Here is a 15,369-nt window from a genome sequence, read left to right as displayed (position 1 = left end):
GCGGTGTTCGAGCGGCGGGGCAGGTTGCGGAACGGTCAGGCGAACAGGGCGTTGACCTGCTGGTTGGCCTTCTTCAGCGCCTCGGCGGGCTCGATCTGGCCGAGGATGACCGCCTGCAGGGCGTCCTGGACGATCTGGCTGATCTCGGTGCCGTGGTCGGTGATCGGCAGGAGGAACGTGCCGCCAGGCGTCTTGGTGTAGCCCACGTACACCTGCACGTCACGGCCCTTGGCCTGGTGGGCGGCCAGCGCCTTCTCGGCCGAGGTCTTGATGGCGGGGAACACGACGGCGTTGGCGGCCACGACGTCCTGGCAGGCGGCCGAGCCGAGGTACTTCACCCACTTCCACGCGGCGTCCTTGTGCTCGGTGCCCGCCCAGATGGCGTCCGAGAGCCCGTTGATGGCGCTCTTGCGGGTCCCGACCGGGCCGACGGGCAGCGGCGCGAGCGCGAACTTGTGCTGGGCGCCGTCACCCATGTACGTGTTGATGGTCCAGGAGCCGGCGATCGTGAGCGCGGCCTTGCCGGAGTTCATCACGGCGTCGATGCCGAGCGTCGACTGCTTGTCGAAGCGGGGCGCGTACCCCTTGTCGGTCATCGCCTTGTACCAGCTGATGGTCTCGATCAGCTTGGGGTCGTCGTACTTGTACTGGGTGCCCCACGGGTTCTTGTCGAGGTAGGTGAAGCCGTTGGCGGCGGCCAGCTCGCCCCAGCCGTTCTGGCCCTGGGAGCCGTCGTTCCATTCCGGCTGGTATCCGTGGACGGCGACGTTGTTCTTGTCGAAGTCCGGGTCCAGGCCGTTGCGGCCCTTGTCGTCGACGGTGAGCTTGGCGATGACCTGCTCGAAGGTGCCGCCGTCGGTGGGGTTCCAGGTCAGGTCGGCCAGTTCCTCGGGCTTGACGCCGGCCTTGGCGAGCAGGTCGGCGTTGTAGACAATCGCCTCGGTGTCCCAGTCCTTGGGCAGGCCGTAGCGCTGCCCGTCCTTGGTCCACAGGTCGGCGAGGCCGTCCTGGTACTGCGTCAGGTCGATCTTGTCGGACTCGACGTACGGCTGGATGTCGAGGATCTGCCGGCTGGAGACGAACTGCGGGTAGTACGACACCTGGTTGGTCCACACGTCGGGGGCCTCGCCGGCGGCCAGCTGCGTGGTCAGGTTCTGCCAGTACTGCGCCCAGGCCGTCTGGGTGATCTTGATGGTGATGTTCGGGTTCGCCTTCTGGAAGGCGTCGGCGCAGGCCTGGTAGGAGGCCAGCTGGTTGTCGTCCCACAGCCAGTAGTCGAGTGTGACCTGGCCGCCCCCGTCGCCGCCCGCCTGCTCGCCCGTCTCCGAACCGCCGCAGGCGGTGAGCGTGGTACCCGCCAGCAGCGCGCACAGCGCCGCTCCTGCCAGCTTCTTGTTGATCATGGGAGGTGCCTCTTCCTGGGGGTGGGGCCGAGGGCCCAGAAGTTGCCTCTTGCCTTGGTAGCTCTCTCGAATAATGATGTGGCTCATCAAATATTTGTCAAGGCCGCCTCATAAATGCCTTGGCGATCGTCCTGTGGAGGCTTCGATGGTCCACTCCCCCACCGGCCGGCCCGCCCGGATGGCGCTCGTCGCCCTCCTGGCCGCGACCGTCACGGCGCTGCCCGCCCCGACCCCGGCCTCGGCCGCCGCACCGGGCTGGCGCACCCTGGAGGCAGGGCAGGCCCCGGACGCCAACCCGCTGAAGGGCTTCATCCCGTACGCCGGCGCCTACACGACGTTCCCGCACTCGATGGAGTGGTTCTACCTGCCGCTCAACGCGGTGATGACCGGCGCGCACCGCTTCGACTGGCGGGCGCTCGACGAGCAACTGGACGCGATCGCCGGCCGGGGCCACCAGGCGGCGTTCCGCTTCTACCTGGACTATCCGGGCAAGCCCAGCGGCATCCCGCGGTTCCTGCTCGACCAGGGCCTGCTGACCCGGCCGTACGACGACTTCGGCAACGACGGGCAGAGCGTGTCGCCCGACTACGACGACCCGAACCTGGCCGCCGCGCTCGACCGGTTCATCGCCGCGCTCGGCCGCCGCTACGACGGCGACCCGCGGATCGGGTTCGTCCAGCTCGGCCTGCTGGGCTTCTGGGGCGAATGGCACACCTGGCCGCACAACGGCGACCCCGGCACCGAGAACTGGTTCGCCTCCCAGGCCGGGCAGCTCAGGGTGCTGAACGCCTACGACGACGCCTTCGACCGGACCAGGCTCATGGTCCGCTACCCCGGCGCCGACAACAAGGCGCACGACCTGGGCTACCACGACGACTCCTTCGCGTACTCCACCCTGCCGGGCCCCGGCTGGCACTTCATGGACCTGATGCGGCAGGCCGGCGCCACCGACAAGTGGCGTACCAACCCCAACGGCGGCGAGCTGCGGCCCGAGCTGCAGGGCTGCCTGTTCAACACGCCGATGGACTGCCCCGGCGACGGGGACAAGGACTTCGCGACGAGCGTCGCCCAGACGCACGCCACCTGGCTGCTCAACCACCACGCCTTCAGCCCCGGATACACCGGCGCCGCCTACGAGCAGGCGCTGAAGAGCGCGAAGTCGCTGGGTTACGAGCTGAGGGTCACGGCGGTGCGGACCGAGCAGCGGGGCCGCGGCCTCGACCTCGCCGTACGGATCGGCAACGACGGCGTCGCCCCGTTCCCCTACGACTGGCCCGTCCAGGTGGCCGCGACCGGCCGGGACGGGCGGATCGCCCGGACCTGGACGACCTCATGGAAGCTGACCCGGGTCATGCCCGGCGAGCCCGCCGAGCTCAGCGCGTCCCTGCCGCTCGGGCTGCCGAAGGGCGACTACACGCTGGTCCTGCGGGCCGCCAACCCGCTGAGGAACGGCGTGCCGCTGCGCTTCGCCAACGCGGGCCAGGACACGACCGTTCCCGGCTGGCTGACCCTCGGGCGGATCCGGGTCTCCTGACGCGAGGGGCGCGGCTCCGGCCGCACCCCCCGTCACTTGATGCCGGAGAAGTTCATCGACTGCACCAGCCGCTTGCCCAGGAAGACGAGCAGGATGAGCACCGGGATGACGGACAGCACCGACCCGGCCATGATGCCGGTCCAGTCCGGCCCCCGGTTCGGCGACTGCTGGAGGAACACGCCCAGCCCGACGGTGAGCACGCGGGTGGCCTCGCCCTTGCCCACCAGCAGCGGCCACAGGTAGTCCTTCCAGCTCCACACGACCGTGGTGAGCCCGATGGTGATCAGCGGGCCGCGGCTCATGGGCAGCACGATCTTCCAGAACATCCCCCACCGGCCGATGCCCTCCAGCGTCGCGGCCTCCTCCACGTCCCGGGGAATGGACAGGAAGAACTGGCGCAGGAAGAACACCGCGAACGGCGTCATCAGCAGGCTGGGCAGGACCAGCCCCGGGATGGTGTTGAGCAGGTCCAGCTGCTTGACCAGCACGAAGTTGGGCAGAATCGTGAAGATCGGCGGCACCATCAGCGCGGCGATGATGACGGCGAAGGCCAGGTCCCTGCCGGGGAAGCGCAGCCGCGCGAAGGCGTAGCCGGCCATGGCGCAGCAGAAGGTCTGCACGACGGCGATCAGGCCGCTGTAGATGAGCGAGTTCATCGTGTACAGCAGGAAGTTCAGCTGCGCGCCCGACCCGCCCGCGGCTCTGGCCGTCTCGGCGTCGACCAGCCCCAGCACCCGCGCGAAGTTGATCAGGGTGGGGTTGCCGGGCCACAGCCCGATCGAGTCGGTGTAGAGGTCGCCCGCCGGGGTCAGGGCGGTGCGGACCATCCAGTAGAAGGGGAAGACGGTGAGCACGACCGCGACGAGGAGGGCGAGCCAGGCGGCCCTCCTGCCGATCTTCATGCCGGAGAACATCCGAAGCTCCTTAGCCCAGGTCCGAACGCGACGCGCGCAGCATCCGCAACTGCAGGGTCGTCAGCACGCCGAGGATGACCACGAGGACCATCGCCAGGGCGGAGGCGTATCCCATGTCGAAGTAGGTGAAGGCCCGCTGGTAGATGTAGTAGTAGATGACCCGGGTCTCCGGGATCGGAGCCTTGCCGCCGTAGACGACCGCGACCGTGTCGAAGATCTGGAACGAGCCGATCAGCGACACCACCAGCACCAGGGCCAGGATCGGCCGCAGGAGCGGCAGCGTGATCGAGCGGAACATGCGCCATTCGCCCGCGCCGTCCATCGCCGCGCCCTCGTACAGGTGCGGCGGGATCTGCAACATCCCCGCGTAGAGCAGCAGTGCCGTGTAGCCCGTGAAGGTCCAGGTGTTGACCAGGGCCACCAGGGGCATCGCCCAGTCCGGCGAGTTGAAGGACAGGGTCGTGTCGAGGCCGGTCAGGCCGATGAGATGGTTGACGAACCCGAGATCGGGGTCCAGCAGCCAGGCCCACAGCAGGCCGATCGTCACGTTCGGCACCAGCCAGGGCACCAGCAGCGTCGCGCGCAGGACGACCGACCGGGTCAGCCGGTGCATCAGCGCGGCCAGCCCGAGCGCGAGCAGCGTCTGTGAGGCGATGTTCACGACGACGTAGTAGCCCGTGACCTTGAGGGCGTTCCAGAACTGGCCGTCGCTGACCAGCCGGCGGTAGTTGTCGGCGCCGACGTACTCCGGATCGGCGAGCAGGCTGTAGTCCGTGAACGAGTACCAGACGCCCCGGGCCGTCGGGTAGGCGTAGAAGACCGCGAAACCGACGAGCACCGGCAGCAGGAACAACCACGCGACACGGCGGTCGTCCCGTCGTCGGCGCGGCGCGCGGCCAGGCCGGCCGAGCAGCCCTTGCCGCTGGTCGGTCCCGGCATCGAGTCGTGTCCCCACCGCTTGCATGGACGCTCCCTGTCGACTGCCGCTGGCCGGCGTTCCGCGCGGCCGGTATGGGTAATAATGATGCGTCCCATCGATATTTTGTCAAGGGCTCATCATATTGGCGGAAGCGCCGACTGGCTTGCGATAGCAAAAGTTGGACCTGGCGTAAGCGAAGGCTCCGTGCTTTCATTCGTTACGCCCAGGTTTCGCTGTGGCAACCAACCCCCCTTCGCGAGGTCTCATGAAGATCAGACGTCGGCTCGCCTCCCTCCTCGCCTCCCTCTTCGCCGTCACGACCCTGCTGTCCGGCACGGCGCTCCCCGCGTCGGCCGCCCCCGCCGGCCCACCCGCCCGGCCGCCCGCCGGGCCGCCCCCGGACACGACGCTGACCACCCACACCTACGCGTACGCCCCCACGCCGGTGGGGCAGCCGCTGAAAGGATTCGCCCCCTACCTGTTCCCGGGCGACAACTACGACGCCAAGTACCCCGGCGGCGTCATGTGGACCTACTTCGCCCTCAACGAGATCATGACGAACCCCTCGGACTGCAACGCCTTCGACTGGACCCTCTTCGAGAGGGCGCTGGACGAGGCCGCCGTGTGGGGCCGCCAGGTCGCCTTCCGGTTCTACGTGGAGTATCCGGGCGGCTCCGGCTCCCACCCGGGCAACGGGATCCCGCCGTGTCTCAACGGGAAGACGGCGCTGCGCACCAACGGCTTCTGGGGCACCGTCAGCCCCGACTACGACGACCCCGACGTCATCGCCGCCTTCGTCACCTTCATCAACGCCTTCGCCGCCCGCTACGACAAGGCGGGGCCGGCGGGCACGGCCGATCCCCGTATCGGGTTCATGTCCCTCGGACTGGTCGGGCTGTGGGGCGAATGGCACACCTGGCCCTACGACCGGGACACCGCCGACGGCTACCCCGACCTGATGCCGACCGACGCCACCATCCGCACCCTCATCGCGGCCTACGACGCCGCGTTCGACAACATCCAGCTCGAGGTCCGCTACCCGGGCCTGGCCGGCACGCAGACGGCCGACATCGGCTTCCACGACGACTCCTGGCCCTACAAGGAGTCGCGCGGCGGCCAGCTCAAGAGCATGACCCTGCCCCGCTCCATGAACGGCTGGGACGACGCGTTCACCCAGATCATGCTGGACAACGGCACCGAGAACCGCTGGACGAGGCAGTCGATCGGCGGCGAGGCCAGGCCGGAGATCCAGGGCACCCTGTACGCGAACTACCCCGCCGGCGGCGGCCAGGTCGACGACGTGCTCGCCGCCACCGAGCTCACCCACATCAGCTGGATGATCAACCAGACGGGCGCGGGAGGGTACAGCGTCACCGATCCGAAGGTCGCCGCCGGCGTCCGCAAGATGGGCTACAACCTGCACATCCCGCAGGCCAACTTCAACGCCGCCGCCGGCGGCACCTTCAAGGTCGGCGTCACCGTCCAGAACGACGGGGTGGCGCCCTTCTACTATCCGTGGAAGTTCGTCCTCGGGCTGCGCGACTCCGGCGGCAACGTGGTCAAGACCTGGGACACCGACTGGGACATCCGCACCGTCCAGCCGCTCAAGATCCGCGCCTTCCCCGACTGGAACGCCGGCGCCGACCCCACCTACCTCGACTACGGCCGCCCGGTGAACTTCTCGGCCAACCTCAACGCCGCGGGCGTGCCCGCCGGCGGCTACCAGCTCGTGCTGCGGGTGCGCAACCCCCTCGAAACCATCACGAAGGACGTACTGCGCAGCCGCCCGGCGTCCGTACGGCTCACCGACTGGATCATCGACAGATGGCGGCCCGCCTATCCGCTGTCGTTCGCCAACGCCAACCAGGGCGCCGACGGCTGGGTGGACCTGGGCACGGTCAGCACCACCGGCACCTGCGGCGGTGACTGCGCCGCGCCGTCCACCCCGTCCGGTCTGGCCGTCACCGCGCGCACCGACACCAGCGTCTCGCTGTCCTGGTCCGCCTCGACCGACACCGGCGGCAGCGGCCTGCGCGGCTACGACGTCTACCGGTCGGGCACCAAGGTCACCGCGACCCCGGTCACCGGCACCGCGTTCACCGACACAGGGCTGACCGCCGGCCGCACTTACCAGTACACCGTCGAGGCGGTCGACAACGCCGGCAACGTCTCAGGCCGCTCGGCCGCCGTGAGCGCCACCACGACCGGATGCGCCGGGGACTGCGCCGCGCCCACCGCACCCACGCTGACCTCGACGGGCAAGACCGCCACGTCGGTGTCGCTGTCGTGGAGCGGGGCCACCGACAACGTCGGGGTCACCGGCTACGAGGTGTACCGGGGTGGAACGAAGATCGCCTCGCCCACCGGCACCGCCCACACCGACGAGGGCCTGAGCCCGGCGACCACCTACACCTACACGGTCAAGGCCAGGGACGCCGCGGGCAACCTGTCGCCGTCGAGCGCCCCGCTGACCGTCGTCACGGAGCCGGCCTCCGGCGGCACCGGCCTGGTGCTGGACGACTTCGACGGCAGCCCGCCCTACCCGTCGGGCGCCAAGAACGACCTCGGCAAGTGGACGGGCGGCAACTGCTTCCTCGACGGCGGCGGCTCCGGCGTCGTCACGGGCGGCGCGCTGTCCCTGCGCTACGACAACTGCGGCTGGTTCGGCAGCGACGTCGGCGTCGACCTCGGCTCGAAGACCCACCTGGTGCTCCGCGTCAAGGGCGCCGCGGGCGGCGAGCAGACCCACTTCAACCTCGGCCTGGGCGGCACCACCAAGGTCCTCGCCGACTACGTCCTGGACGGCGGGGCGCACCCCGCCATCACCACCGCCTACCAGACCATCAGGATCCCGATGGCCGCCAACGGCATCAACCGCGGCTCCCCCGGCCAGCTCGCCATGGGCTTCTGGTACGGCGGCGCCTCCACCGTCACCATCGACGAGATCCGCTTCGAATAGGACCGCCGGGGAAACCGCCAGAGAGCCGCTGCCCGTCACGGAAGGAGCGGTCAGCGGCCTCTGCGCGGGTCCGGCCCGCCGCGCGGGTCAGCGGGCGGCGGGCGTGATGAACCCGCGGGCGACCAGGTCGGTCGTGACCAGCACGGCCAGCGCCTCGGCGGCCAGCAGCGCCACCAGCACCACGAGCTGTACGACCCCCGCCTCGATCGGGCTCGCCCCGCCCAGCAGCATCCCGACGAAGGAGCCGGGCAGCGTGACCAGGCCCACGGTCCTCGTCTGGTCCAGGGCGGGCACCAGGGCCTGGCTCGCCGCCGACCGGCAGATCTCCAGCGCCGCGTCCCTCGGCAGGAGGCCGAGCGCGAGCGCCGCCTCCACCTCTCCCCTGCGCTGCTCCAGCTCGTCCAGGGCCCGCCGTCCCGCGAGCGCGGTGGCGGTCATGCAGCCGCCCAGCAGGATGCCCGCGATGGGGATCACCACGATCGACTCCATGTCGATCACGCCCGTGGCGGCCAGCAGGGCGAGGACCGGCGCGGTGCCCGCGGCGATCGGCACCGCCGCCCACCAGCCGGCCCTGCCGGGCGTGATGCGCCGGCCCGCGGTGAAGGCGGCGACGGCGTACATGAGCAGGATGAAGCCCGTCGTCGCGGCGAAGGAGGCGATCACCCAGGTGATCAGGAGGGAGACCGCGCCGAGCTGCACGACCGCCCGCAGGCAGGCGGTCAGCACCGCCCGCCCGTGGCCGAGGCGGCCCAGCCAGGCCACCAGCGCCCCCAGGGCGGCGAGAGCCACCAGCGCGACGGGCAGGACCGGGGTGAGGGAGATCAAAGAGGAGGAGCGCACAGGAGTCAGCGGTTCGGTTCTCGTGTTCCGTCGAGGGCCTTGCGGAGCAGGGTGACCAGTTGGTCCTGTTCGTGGGCGGTCAGGTTGGCGACGGCGGACCGGGCGAACGCGAAGGACTTCTCGAAGGCGGCGTAGAGGGCGATTCCCTCGTCGGTCCGGACGATCTGCCGGGAGCGGCGGTCGTTGGGGTGCGGGCGGCGGCGGACGAGATCGCGCGCCTCAAGCCTGCTGATGATCTGGGTGATGTTGGAGGCGTCGCAGCCGAGCTCGTCGGCCAGTTCCCGCATCCCGATCTCCCGGGTGAGCCGCCCCAGCACGCAGGCCTGCGCCACGCTCAGGCCCTGCTCCAGGGCGGCGGTCTCGTAGGCGCGGTCGTAGGCGTCAACGAAGTCGAACATCGCCCGTTCGGCATCGGTCGAGGCGGTGACGGGCCCCGTCGGTACGGCCATGGAGCCACTCTACCAAGAACTTGATGCACTCAAGTATGTGTGCCAGGATGCATGCTTGATTGGATCAAGTATCTGAGGAAGGGATGTCCCGATGACGGTCACCAGCAAGGGACGGGCCCGCGAGTGGCACCTGACACGACGGCCGCGGGCGAAGGCGTCAACCGACGACTTCGCGCTGGTCGAAGCCCCGATTCCCGAATTGCGGCCCGGCCAGGTCCTGATTCGCAACACACACCTGTCGGTGGACCCGTACATGCGTGGCCGGATGGACGACCGCCCGTCCTACATCCCCCCGTTCCCGCTCAACGCTCCGCTGGAGGGCGGAGCGGTCGGCGTGGTCGCCGAGTCCCGCGCCGACGGCGTCAAGCCGGGCCAGGTGGTCGAGCACTTCCTGGGCCTGCGCGAGGCCGCCGTGATCGACGCGTCCGGGATCGTCCCGCTCGACACCGGCGATCTGCCCGCCGAGATCTTTCTCGGCGTGCTCGGTGTGACGGGCCTGACGGCATGGCTGGGCATCATGCAGGTGGCGGCGGTGCGACCCGGCGACACGGTGTTCGTCACGGGAGCGGCCGGCGCGGTCGGGAGCATCGCCGGCCAGCTCGCCAGGCTGCGGGGCGCCAAACGGGTGATCGGCAGCGCGGGATCGTCCGCCAAGGTACGCCATCTGGTGGACGACCTCGGTTTCGACGCCGCCTTCGACCATCACGACGGCGCGGCCGGTGAGCACCTCGCACAGGCCGCGCCGGACGGCATCGACGTGGTGTTCGACAACGTCGGCGGCGCCCAGCTGGAGGCCGCGATCGGCCACCTCCGGGTCGGCGCCCGGCTGGCCCTGTGCGGAATGGCCAGCCAGTACGACGGCCGGGAGCCGCACGGCGTGCGGAACCTGTACGAACTGGTCACCAAGCGGGCGACCGCGCGCGGGTTCCTGGTCACCGATCACCAGGACCAGATGCCCGCCTTCCGCGCCGAGGTGGGTGCCTGGGTGCGCTCGGGCGAGATCGTCCACCGGCAGACGGTGCTGGACGGCATCGAGCGGGTGCCCGAAGCCCTGCTGGGTCTGCTGCACAGCGGAGCGCCCACGATCGGCAAGGCCGTCGTCCGGCTCCAGGATCAGGCCTGACCCGCAGTTCGTCCACCGCCCGCTCAGGCTCTATGCCGTGAAGAAGTCAACGAGTGCGCGTGCGACCTGGCCGGGCGCGTTCTCCGTGGGGATGTGTCCTGCGTCCGGGACCCGTACGAGTGTGGTGTGCGGGATCTCCGAGGCGAACCGCTCGGCGTACTCCACCTTCTGAAAGCCGTCGTCCTCGCCCCAGATCAGCAGCTTGGGCGTGGCGTTCTGCCGCAGGGCGGGGACGATGTCCCGGGTGTAGCGGTTGTCGGCCGCGCCCACCATGGCCATCCAGGAGCGGCGGACCCGGGCATCGGTCCACGGGGTCAGATAGTCCCTGATCCGCTGCTCCGTGGCGGCACCGGCCAGCGCCTCTGTCACGGCTTTCCGACGGGCGGCGAGAATCTCGTCGGCGGTGATCGCAGCGACGACCACCGGGTCCCGGAACCGGGCCACGCTGGAGACCGGCCAGGAGTCGTAGGTCACCGAGTTGACCAATGCCAGCCGCGGCACCTCAAGCCGATCCTGGACCAGGAGGTGCTGAGCGACGGCACCGCCGATGTCATGACCCGCAACGGCGATCGGCCCGGAGAGCTTCAGCGCGGCGGCGAAGCGCGCCACCCAGGCCGCGAGGGCCGGGACCGTGCCCGTTTCCAGGGTGAGTTCACCTCCCGAGCGCCCAAGTCCGGGAAGGTCGACCGCGATGGGCCGTAGCCCCGCCGCGCCCAGACGGTCCATCACCGGAAGCCAGACCCGGCTCCAGTAGGTCCCGTGGAGCAGGAGCACGGCCGGGCCGTCCTGCTCCACGGTCAAGTAGCTGGCCGGCTCGCCGTCGACCTGGATCTCGGTCCGCAGCACCGTCGATTCGATGATTTCGTTCATGGCCCCCACTGTGGCCGAGGCCGGCCTCCCGGCCGAGAGTCTGGAATGACACCCTTGGCTACATTCTTGCCATGTCGCTTCATCGCGTGGTGGCCCTGCTCACCCCGCCGCAGTCGCCCTTCGAGCTGGCCTGCGCCTCCGAGGTCTTCGGGACCGCCCCGCCCGACGCGCCGCCCCGCTACAGCTTCCGGGTCTGCGCCGAGCACCCTGGACTTCTGCCGACCGGCGCCGGCTATGCGATGCTCGTCGAGGCGGGGCTGTCCGCGCTGGCGGAGGCGGACACCGTGGTCGTCCCCGGCCGCCAGCCTCCCGACGCGCCTGTGTCGCCGGACGTCATCGAGGCCCTGCGCGGCGCCCACCGGCGCGGGGCGAGGATCGTCGCGATCTGCACGGGGGCGTTCGTCCTGGCTCAGGCCGGGCTGCTCGACGGCCGCCGCGCCACCACCCACTGGCGCAGCGCCGCCCGGCTCGCCGCCGCCTTCCCCGAGGTGCACGTGGATCCGGACGTGCTCTTCGTGGACCACGGCGACGTGGCAACCAGTGCCGGGACCGGCGCGGGCATCGATCTGTGCCTGCATCTGGTGCGCTGCGACCACGGCGCGGCGTACGCCGCGCAGATCGCCCGGCGCATGGTCCTGCCGCCGCACCGCGAGGGAAGCCAGCTCCAGTACGCCGCACAGCCCGCACCGGCCAGGACGGACGAGTCGCTGGCGCCACTGCTGGAGTGGGCCACCTCCCACCTCGACGCCAGGCTGACCCTCGACCACCTCGCCGAGCGCGCCGGCCTGTCCAGCCGAACCCTCGCCCGGCGGTTCACCGAACAGCTCGGCACCAGCCCGGGACAGTGGCTGCTCGGCCGGCGCCTCGATGCGGCACGGATACTGCTGGAACAGACCGACCTTCCGGTGGAAGCCATCGCCACCCGGGTCGGACTCGCCTCGGCGGCCAACCTGCGCCGCCGGTTCCGGGCACATCTCGGCACCACACCCGGCGCCTACCGGCGGACTTTTCGCCACATCTAAGGGCGCCGGCGGGTCGCGTCCAGATCGCGGGCTTCGAGCTCGGCCAAGGACCACTCGTCGTCGGTGAGGTCGCCCCGGGGCGTGTCGAAGACGGTGTAGGCATCGCCGCTGCCGGCCCTCGTCGCCGGCCTCCAGGAAGCCCACGCCTGCGGCGACCCCCCGCGCGAGTGCGAGTTCGCGGACCGCGGCGACGGACGGGCCGTCCACCGGCTCGGCCCGCCCGCAGCGCCGCCGGCGCATCGGCCCGCCGTTCGACGGCCGCCAGGGGCGGATGTCAGTCGAACATGTCGGTGTCGGAGCGGACGATCTGGTCGTACAGCGGCTGGAAGTTGACCCAGCCGACCAGGTCGTTGCCGATCTGGCCGTGGGTGAGCTTGGCCTGGTCGTGATCGATGGACACGGTCGGGCCTGCCGCCTTGGCCAGCAGCTGGGCCTGGCAGGAGCGCTCCATCGTGATGAACCACCAGGCGGCGGCGTCGACGGAGTCGCCCACGGTGAGCAGGCCGTGGTTACGCAGGATGACGGCCTTGTGGGAGCCCAGCGCGGCGGCGATACGGCGCCCTTCCTCGGTCTCCAGCACCACACCCGTGTAGTCGTCGAACAGGCCGTGGTCCTCGTAGAAGGCGCAGGCGTCCTGGGTCAGTGGCTCCAGCGGGGTGCCGAGGGAGGACAGCGCCTTGCCGTACACGGAGTGGGAGTGGGCGGCGGCGACCGCGTCGGGGCGCGCCTGGTGGATCATCGAGTGGATGGCGAAGGCGGCCTGGTTGACGTGGTACCTGCCGTGGACGACCTGACCCTCGTGGTTGACCAGGATCAGGTCGCTGACCTTGATGTGCTTGAAGCTCATGCCGAACGGGTTGACCCAGAAGTGGTCGGGGTGCTCAGGGTCGCGGGCCGTGATGTGCCCGGCCACGCCCTCCTCGAAGCCGAACCTGCCGAACAGCCGTAGCGCGGCGACCAGCCGCTCCTGGCGGTGCCGCCGCTCGGCCTCGACGTCGTCGAACGCGGGCGGCAGGCGGAACGTCAGCTGGTCCGGGGGAATGGGATCGAGGTTCACGTCATCTCCGCGGTCATCGGGGCCGTGGTGCGCACGCACCACGGCCGGGTCACATCGTCCTCGGTACGGGCTGGGACGCGATTCCAGACTCTCGCTTCCAGGCGGGCCCGGCAACGTCGCGGGTGCGGTCGCGTTCTCGCGACGGCACGCCGTACGGACCGGGACCAGTCCCGGCGTTGTCATTTGTTGCCGCGTTTCGACGTGCTCTTGCGTCTGGGGTTGCGCCGGGGAAATGTGATGTGCACCTTGCTGGGAGGGCCGCCCTCCTCGTCGCTCTCGTGCCGTCGTTTGCGGGAGGTCTCCTTGAACTCGTCGCCGCTCGAATCCTGGGAGGAGTCCAGGTCCCCGAAGATGTAGTCGAGATCCGCCGCGGGCGTCGACGTCGTGGTCTTCTTCTTCTGCGTGCCGGCGGCACTCCGCTTGGGCTTGACCGGGTCGGGTGACAGCGGCTTCGGCGCCATGTCCGGGTAGGTCGCGTACATGTCCTCGGGCTCCTCCTCGCTGGAGTAGTAGCCCCGCGCGATCGATCCGGTGTCCTTCGAGAAGGTGTTGATCGCCTTGACCACCGCCGCCCGCTTCTTCTCGTCGTCGATGTACGCGGCGAGCTCGTCAGTGTCGTCGATGTCCAGGAACGCTTTGAGCACCTTGGGGGAGACGGCGAGGGAGGTCGGCATGTCCCACTTGTAGACGGTGTTGTGGGTGCCCGTGACGTTCAGTTCCACGTCCTCCGCCCCCGCCGCGTCCATCAGGTGCCAGCATTTGAAGCAGCACAGCTTGGAGATGCCGAGGGCGATGGAGACGGCCTCCAGCTGGACGAGGATGCCTTGGGCCACCTCGGTCACCTCCTCCCCCTCCTCCGCCAGCGTGGCCTGGATGCTCTCCATGTCCTTGAGCAGCCTGGCCCGGGCGTCCGTGAGGGTCGAGGCCCCCTTGGCCTCGGCATGCACCTTGGGTTCTTTCCTGCCGTGGTACCTCGCCGTGTAGGCGGTCGCGCGCACCGCCTCCCATTGCTCCTGAAGCTCGCCGAGGTACTGGATGGTCTTGACGAGGCGCCGCTTGGCGACGTTGTAGTCGCGGTCGGTGGGAAGCGACTTCCGCTTGTCGAGCTTGGACCCGCTCAGCGGCTGCCACAGCAGGTCGAAGACGGCGGCGACGTCGCCCGCCGCCTTGCCGGTCGCGAGCCGGGCGGCCTGGAGCAGCGTGGCCAGGTGTTGTTGCATCTCGGGGTCCGGATGGTTGGCCCACGCCGCCAGGATCCCCTCGGACTCGGCGACGGCCACGCACTCCCGGGCGTCCTTGAGAAACGTGAGCACCCAGGCCAGTCTGTCTCTGGCCCGCTGCTCCTTGCTCGTCTTCTTGAGCTCCGCGGCGCGGTAGTCCTTCGTCGCGCCCGGCTGGGAGCCCACCTGGGCGCGGAAACCCTTCTGCTTGGCGTCGAGGTTCTTCTTGACCAGCCGCTTGATCTCGGCTTCATCGGTCGGCGTCAGGTCCGAGGCCTCGTCCGGCAGCAGGACGTCCTGCTGGCCGCTGTACTCGATCAGCCGCAGCGGGTTCAGGTTCCCGCCGAACTCGGCGTAGCGGGTGATCACTTCCCTGCGGGAGGCGTCGTCAGGAAGGCTGTAGTAGATCTCCCGTACGAGGTCGGGATCCCCGTACTCCCCGCGGGCCAGGGCGAGGTCGGCGAGGATGTCGGGCATCTCGTCGTACCCGCTCTGCAGGACCGAGCCCAGCACTTTCCAGACCGTGGGGTTCAATCTGCTCGGGGCGATCTCGATCGCCGCGGAGAGGACCTCGAACGGCGACGCGCCCGGGACGATGCGCTTGCTGGTCCTGATCCAGAAGTATGCCAGCGCGCCGAAGTCGACGACCCCCTGCCTGTTGGCGCCAGTGGTCGTCTTCACCATCCAGTTGAGCCACTGGGGGGTCGCCTTGTTCAGGGCGAACAGGCTCGTGAACTCGTCGAACGACAGGAACTGCAGGATCGCCCGCCGCACATCGACCGGCAGGCTGTGCAGGAACGCTCCGTCGCGGACGAACGGCCCCTCGGCGACGGGCCGCGCCTGATCATCCATCGTCCTGACCAACGGGATGATCTCCATGTTCTCCGGCGAGGTGGACGGCGCGCCCGGTTCACCGGGCTCTCGCCCCGGACCGGCGCCGTCCGTGCTCTGGCCGGACCCTGCGTCCTGCGGAGGGGTTTCCTGCTTCTTCTCCTGCTGCTTCTCCGTCTTCTTGCGGTTGTTCGCCTTCGAGGTGACCTTGGTCCGTGCCATCGACGC

12 protein-coding genes are annotated in these 15,369 nt (G+C 69.8%); 4 read left to right on the top strand and 8 right to left on the bottom strand.

Annotation, left to right across the window (positions count from 1 at the left end; all coding sequences use genetic code 11):
• Positions 1-35: 35 nt before the first annotated feature.
• Positions 36-1,403 (bottom strand): ABC transporter substrate-binding protein, encoded by a 1,368-nt coding sequence (locus SMD20_RS44455; RefSeq protein ID WP_329593330.1) that lies wholly within the window; start codon positions 1,401-1,403, stop codon positions 36-38.
• Positions 1,404-1,548: 145 nt separating this feature from the next.
• On the opposite strand from SMD20_RS44455, the gene SMD20_RS44450 reads away from it, so the two are divergent.
• Positions 1,549-2,937, top strand: a complete 1,389-nt coding sequence (locus tag SMD20_RS44450; protein WP_329593328.1) for a DUF4832 domain-containing protein — start codon at positions 1,549-1,551, stop codon at positions 2,935-2,937.
• A gap of 32 nt (positions 2,938-2,969) precedes the next feature.
• On the opposite strand, the gene SMD20_RS44445 is transcribed toward SMD20_RS44450, so the two are convergent.
• Together SMD20_RS44445 and SMD20_RS44440 are read right to left on the bottom strand one after the other, a co-directional pair.
• The gene (locus SMD20_RS44445; RefSeq protein WP_329593327.1) at positions 2,970-3,851 is read right to left on the bottom strand and encodes a carbohydrate ABC transporter permease; all 882 of its coding nucleotides are present in this window, start codon (positions 3,849-3,851) and stop codon (positions 2,970-2,972) included.
• Between the two features lie 10 nt (positions 3,852-3,861).
• Entirely contained in the window at positions 3,862-4,815 is a 954-nt protein-coding gene (locus tag SMD20_RS44440) for a carbohydrate ABC transporter permease (protein ID WP_329593325.1), read from the bottom strand.
• A 220-nt stretch (positions 4,816-5,035) separates the two neighbouring features.
• Here SMD20_RS44440 and SMD20_RS44435 point away from each other — a divergent pair, with 220 nt between their 5' ends.
• Positions 5,036-7,729, top strand: a complete 2,694-nt coding sequence (locus tag SMD20_RS44435) for a fibronectin type III domain-containing protein (protein ID WP_329593322.1) — start codon at positions 5,036-5,038, stop codon at positions 7,727-7,729.
• Between the two features lie 87 nt (positions 7,730-7,816).
• Here the strand turns inward: SMD20_RS44435 and SMD20_RS44430 are convergent, their stop codons facing one another.
• Both SMD20_RS44430 and SMD20_RS44425 read right to left on the bottom strand, forming a co-directional pair.
• Entirely contained in the window at positions 7,817-8,554 is a 738-nt protein-coding gene (locus SMD20_RS44430) for an ABC transporter permease (RefSeq protein ID WP_329593320.1), read from the bottom strand.
• Between the two features lie 20 nt (positions 8,555-8,574).
• Entirely contained in the window at positions 8,575-9,018 is a 444-nt protein-coding gene (locus SMD20_RS44425; protein WP_329593319.1) for a MarR family winged helix-turn-helix transcriptional regulator, read from the bottom strand.
• Positions 9,019-9,109: 91 nt separating this feature from the next.
• Between SMD20_RS44425 and SMD20_RS44420 the strand changes: the two genes are divergently transcribed.
• Positions 9,110-10,141, top strand: a complete 1,032-nt coding sequence (locus SMD20_RS44420) for an NADP-dependent oxidoreductase (RefSeq protein ID WP_329593318.1) — start codon at positions 9,110-9,112, stop codon at positions 10,139-10,141.
• A gap of 30 nt (positions 10,142-10,171) precedes the next feature.
• On the opposite strand, the gene SMD20_RS44415 is transcribed toward SMD20_RS44420, so the two are convergent.
• Entirely contained in the window at positions 10,172-11,011 is an 840-nt protein-coding gene (locus SMD20_RS44415; protein WP_329593316.1) for an alpha/beta fold hydrolase, read from the bottom strand.
• Positions 11,012-11,082: 71 nt separating this feature from the next.
• On the opposite strand from SMD20_RS44415, the gene SMD20_RS44410 reads away from it, so the two are divergent.
• Positions 11,083-12,033, top strand: a complete 951-nt coding sequence (locus SMD20_RS44410; RefSeq protein ID WP_329593315.1) for a GlxA family transcriptional regulator — start codon at positions 11,083-11,085, stop codon at positions 12,031-12,033.
• Between the two features lie 274 nt (positions 12,034-12,307).
• Here the strand turns inward: SMD20_RS44410 and SMD20_RS44405 are convergent, their stop codons facing one another.
• Entirely contained in the window at positions 12,308-13,090 is a 783-nt protein-coding gene (locus tag SMD20_RS44405) for a class II aldolase/adducin family protein (protein ID WP_329593313.1), read from the bottom strand.
• Between the two features lie 179 nt (positions 13,091-13,269).
• Entirely contained in the window at positions 13,270-15,363 is a 2,094-nt protein-coding gene (locus SMD20_RS44400) for a hypothetical protein (RefSeq protein WP_329593312.1), read from the bottom strand.
• Between the last annotated feature and the right edge of the window lie 6 nt (positions 15,364-15,369).

Origin of the sequence: Nonomuraea sp. LP-02 (assembly GCF_036289125.1) — a bacterium.
Taxonomy (GTDB): Bacteria; Actinomycetota; Actinomycetes; order Streptosporangiales; family Streptosporangiaceae; genus Nonomuraea; species Nonomuraea bangladeshensis.
Note: the sequence above shows the minus strand (reverse complement) of the source record. Positions and strands in the feature narration are given on the sequence as shown.

Bases quoted from the DNA above. Each gene is read 5' to 3' on its own strand.
- SMD20_RS44435 (WP_329593322.1), top strand. From the start codon at position 5,036: ATGAAGATCAGACGTCGGCTCGCCTCCCTCCTCGCCTCCCTCTTCGCC.
- SMD20_RS44455 (WP_329593330.1), bottom strand. From the start codon at position 1,403: ATGATCAACAAGAAGCTGGCAGGAGCGGCGCTGTGCGCGCTGCTGGCG.
- SMD20_RS44400 (WP_329593312.1), bottom strand. From the start codon at position 15,363: ATGGCACGGACCAAGGTCACCTCGAAGGCGAACAACCGCAAGAAGACG.
- SMD20_RS44445 (WP_329593327.1), bottom strand. From the start codon at position 3,851: ATGTTCTCCGGCATGAAGATCGGCAGGAGGGCCGCCTGGCTCGCCCTC.
- SMD20_RS44450 (WP_329593328.1), top strand. From the start codon at position 1,549: ATGGTCCACTCCCCCACCGGCCGGCCCGCCCGGATGGCGCTCGTCGCC.
- SMD20_RS44440 (WP_329593325.1), bottom strand. From the start codon at position 4,815: ATGCAAGCGGTGGGGACACGACTCGATGCCGGGACCGACCAGCGGCAA.
- SMD20_RS44410 (WP_329593315.1), top strand. From the start codon at position 11,083: ATGTCGCTTCATCGCGTGGTGGCCCTGCTCACCCCGCCGCAGTCGCCC.
- SMD20_RS44420 (WP_329593318.1), top strand. From the start codon at position 9,110: ATGACGGTCACCAGCAAGGGACGGGCCCGCGAGTGGCACCTGACACGA.
- SMD20_RS44415 (WP_329593316.1), bottom strand. From the start codon at position 11,011: ATGAACGAAATCATCGAATCGACGGTGCTGCGGACCGAGATCCAGGTC.
- SMD20_RS44425 (WP_329593319.1), bottom strand. From the start codon at position 9,018: ATGGCCGTACCGACGGGGCCCGTCACCGCCTCGACCGATGCCGAACGG.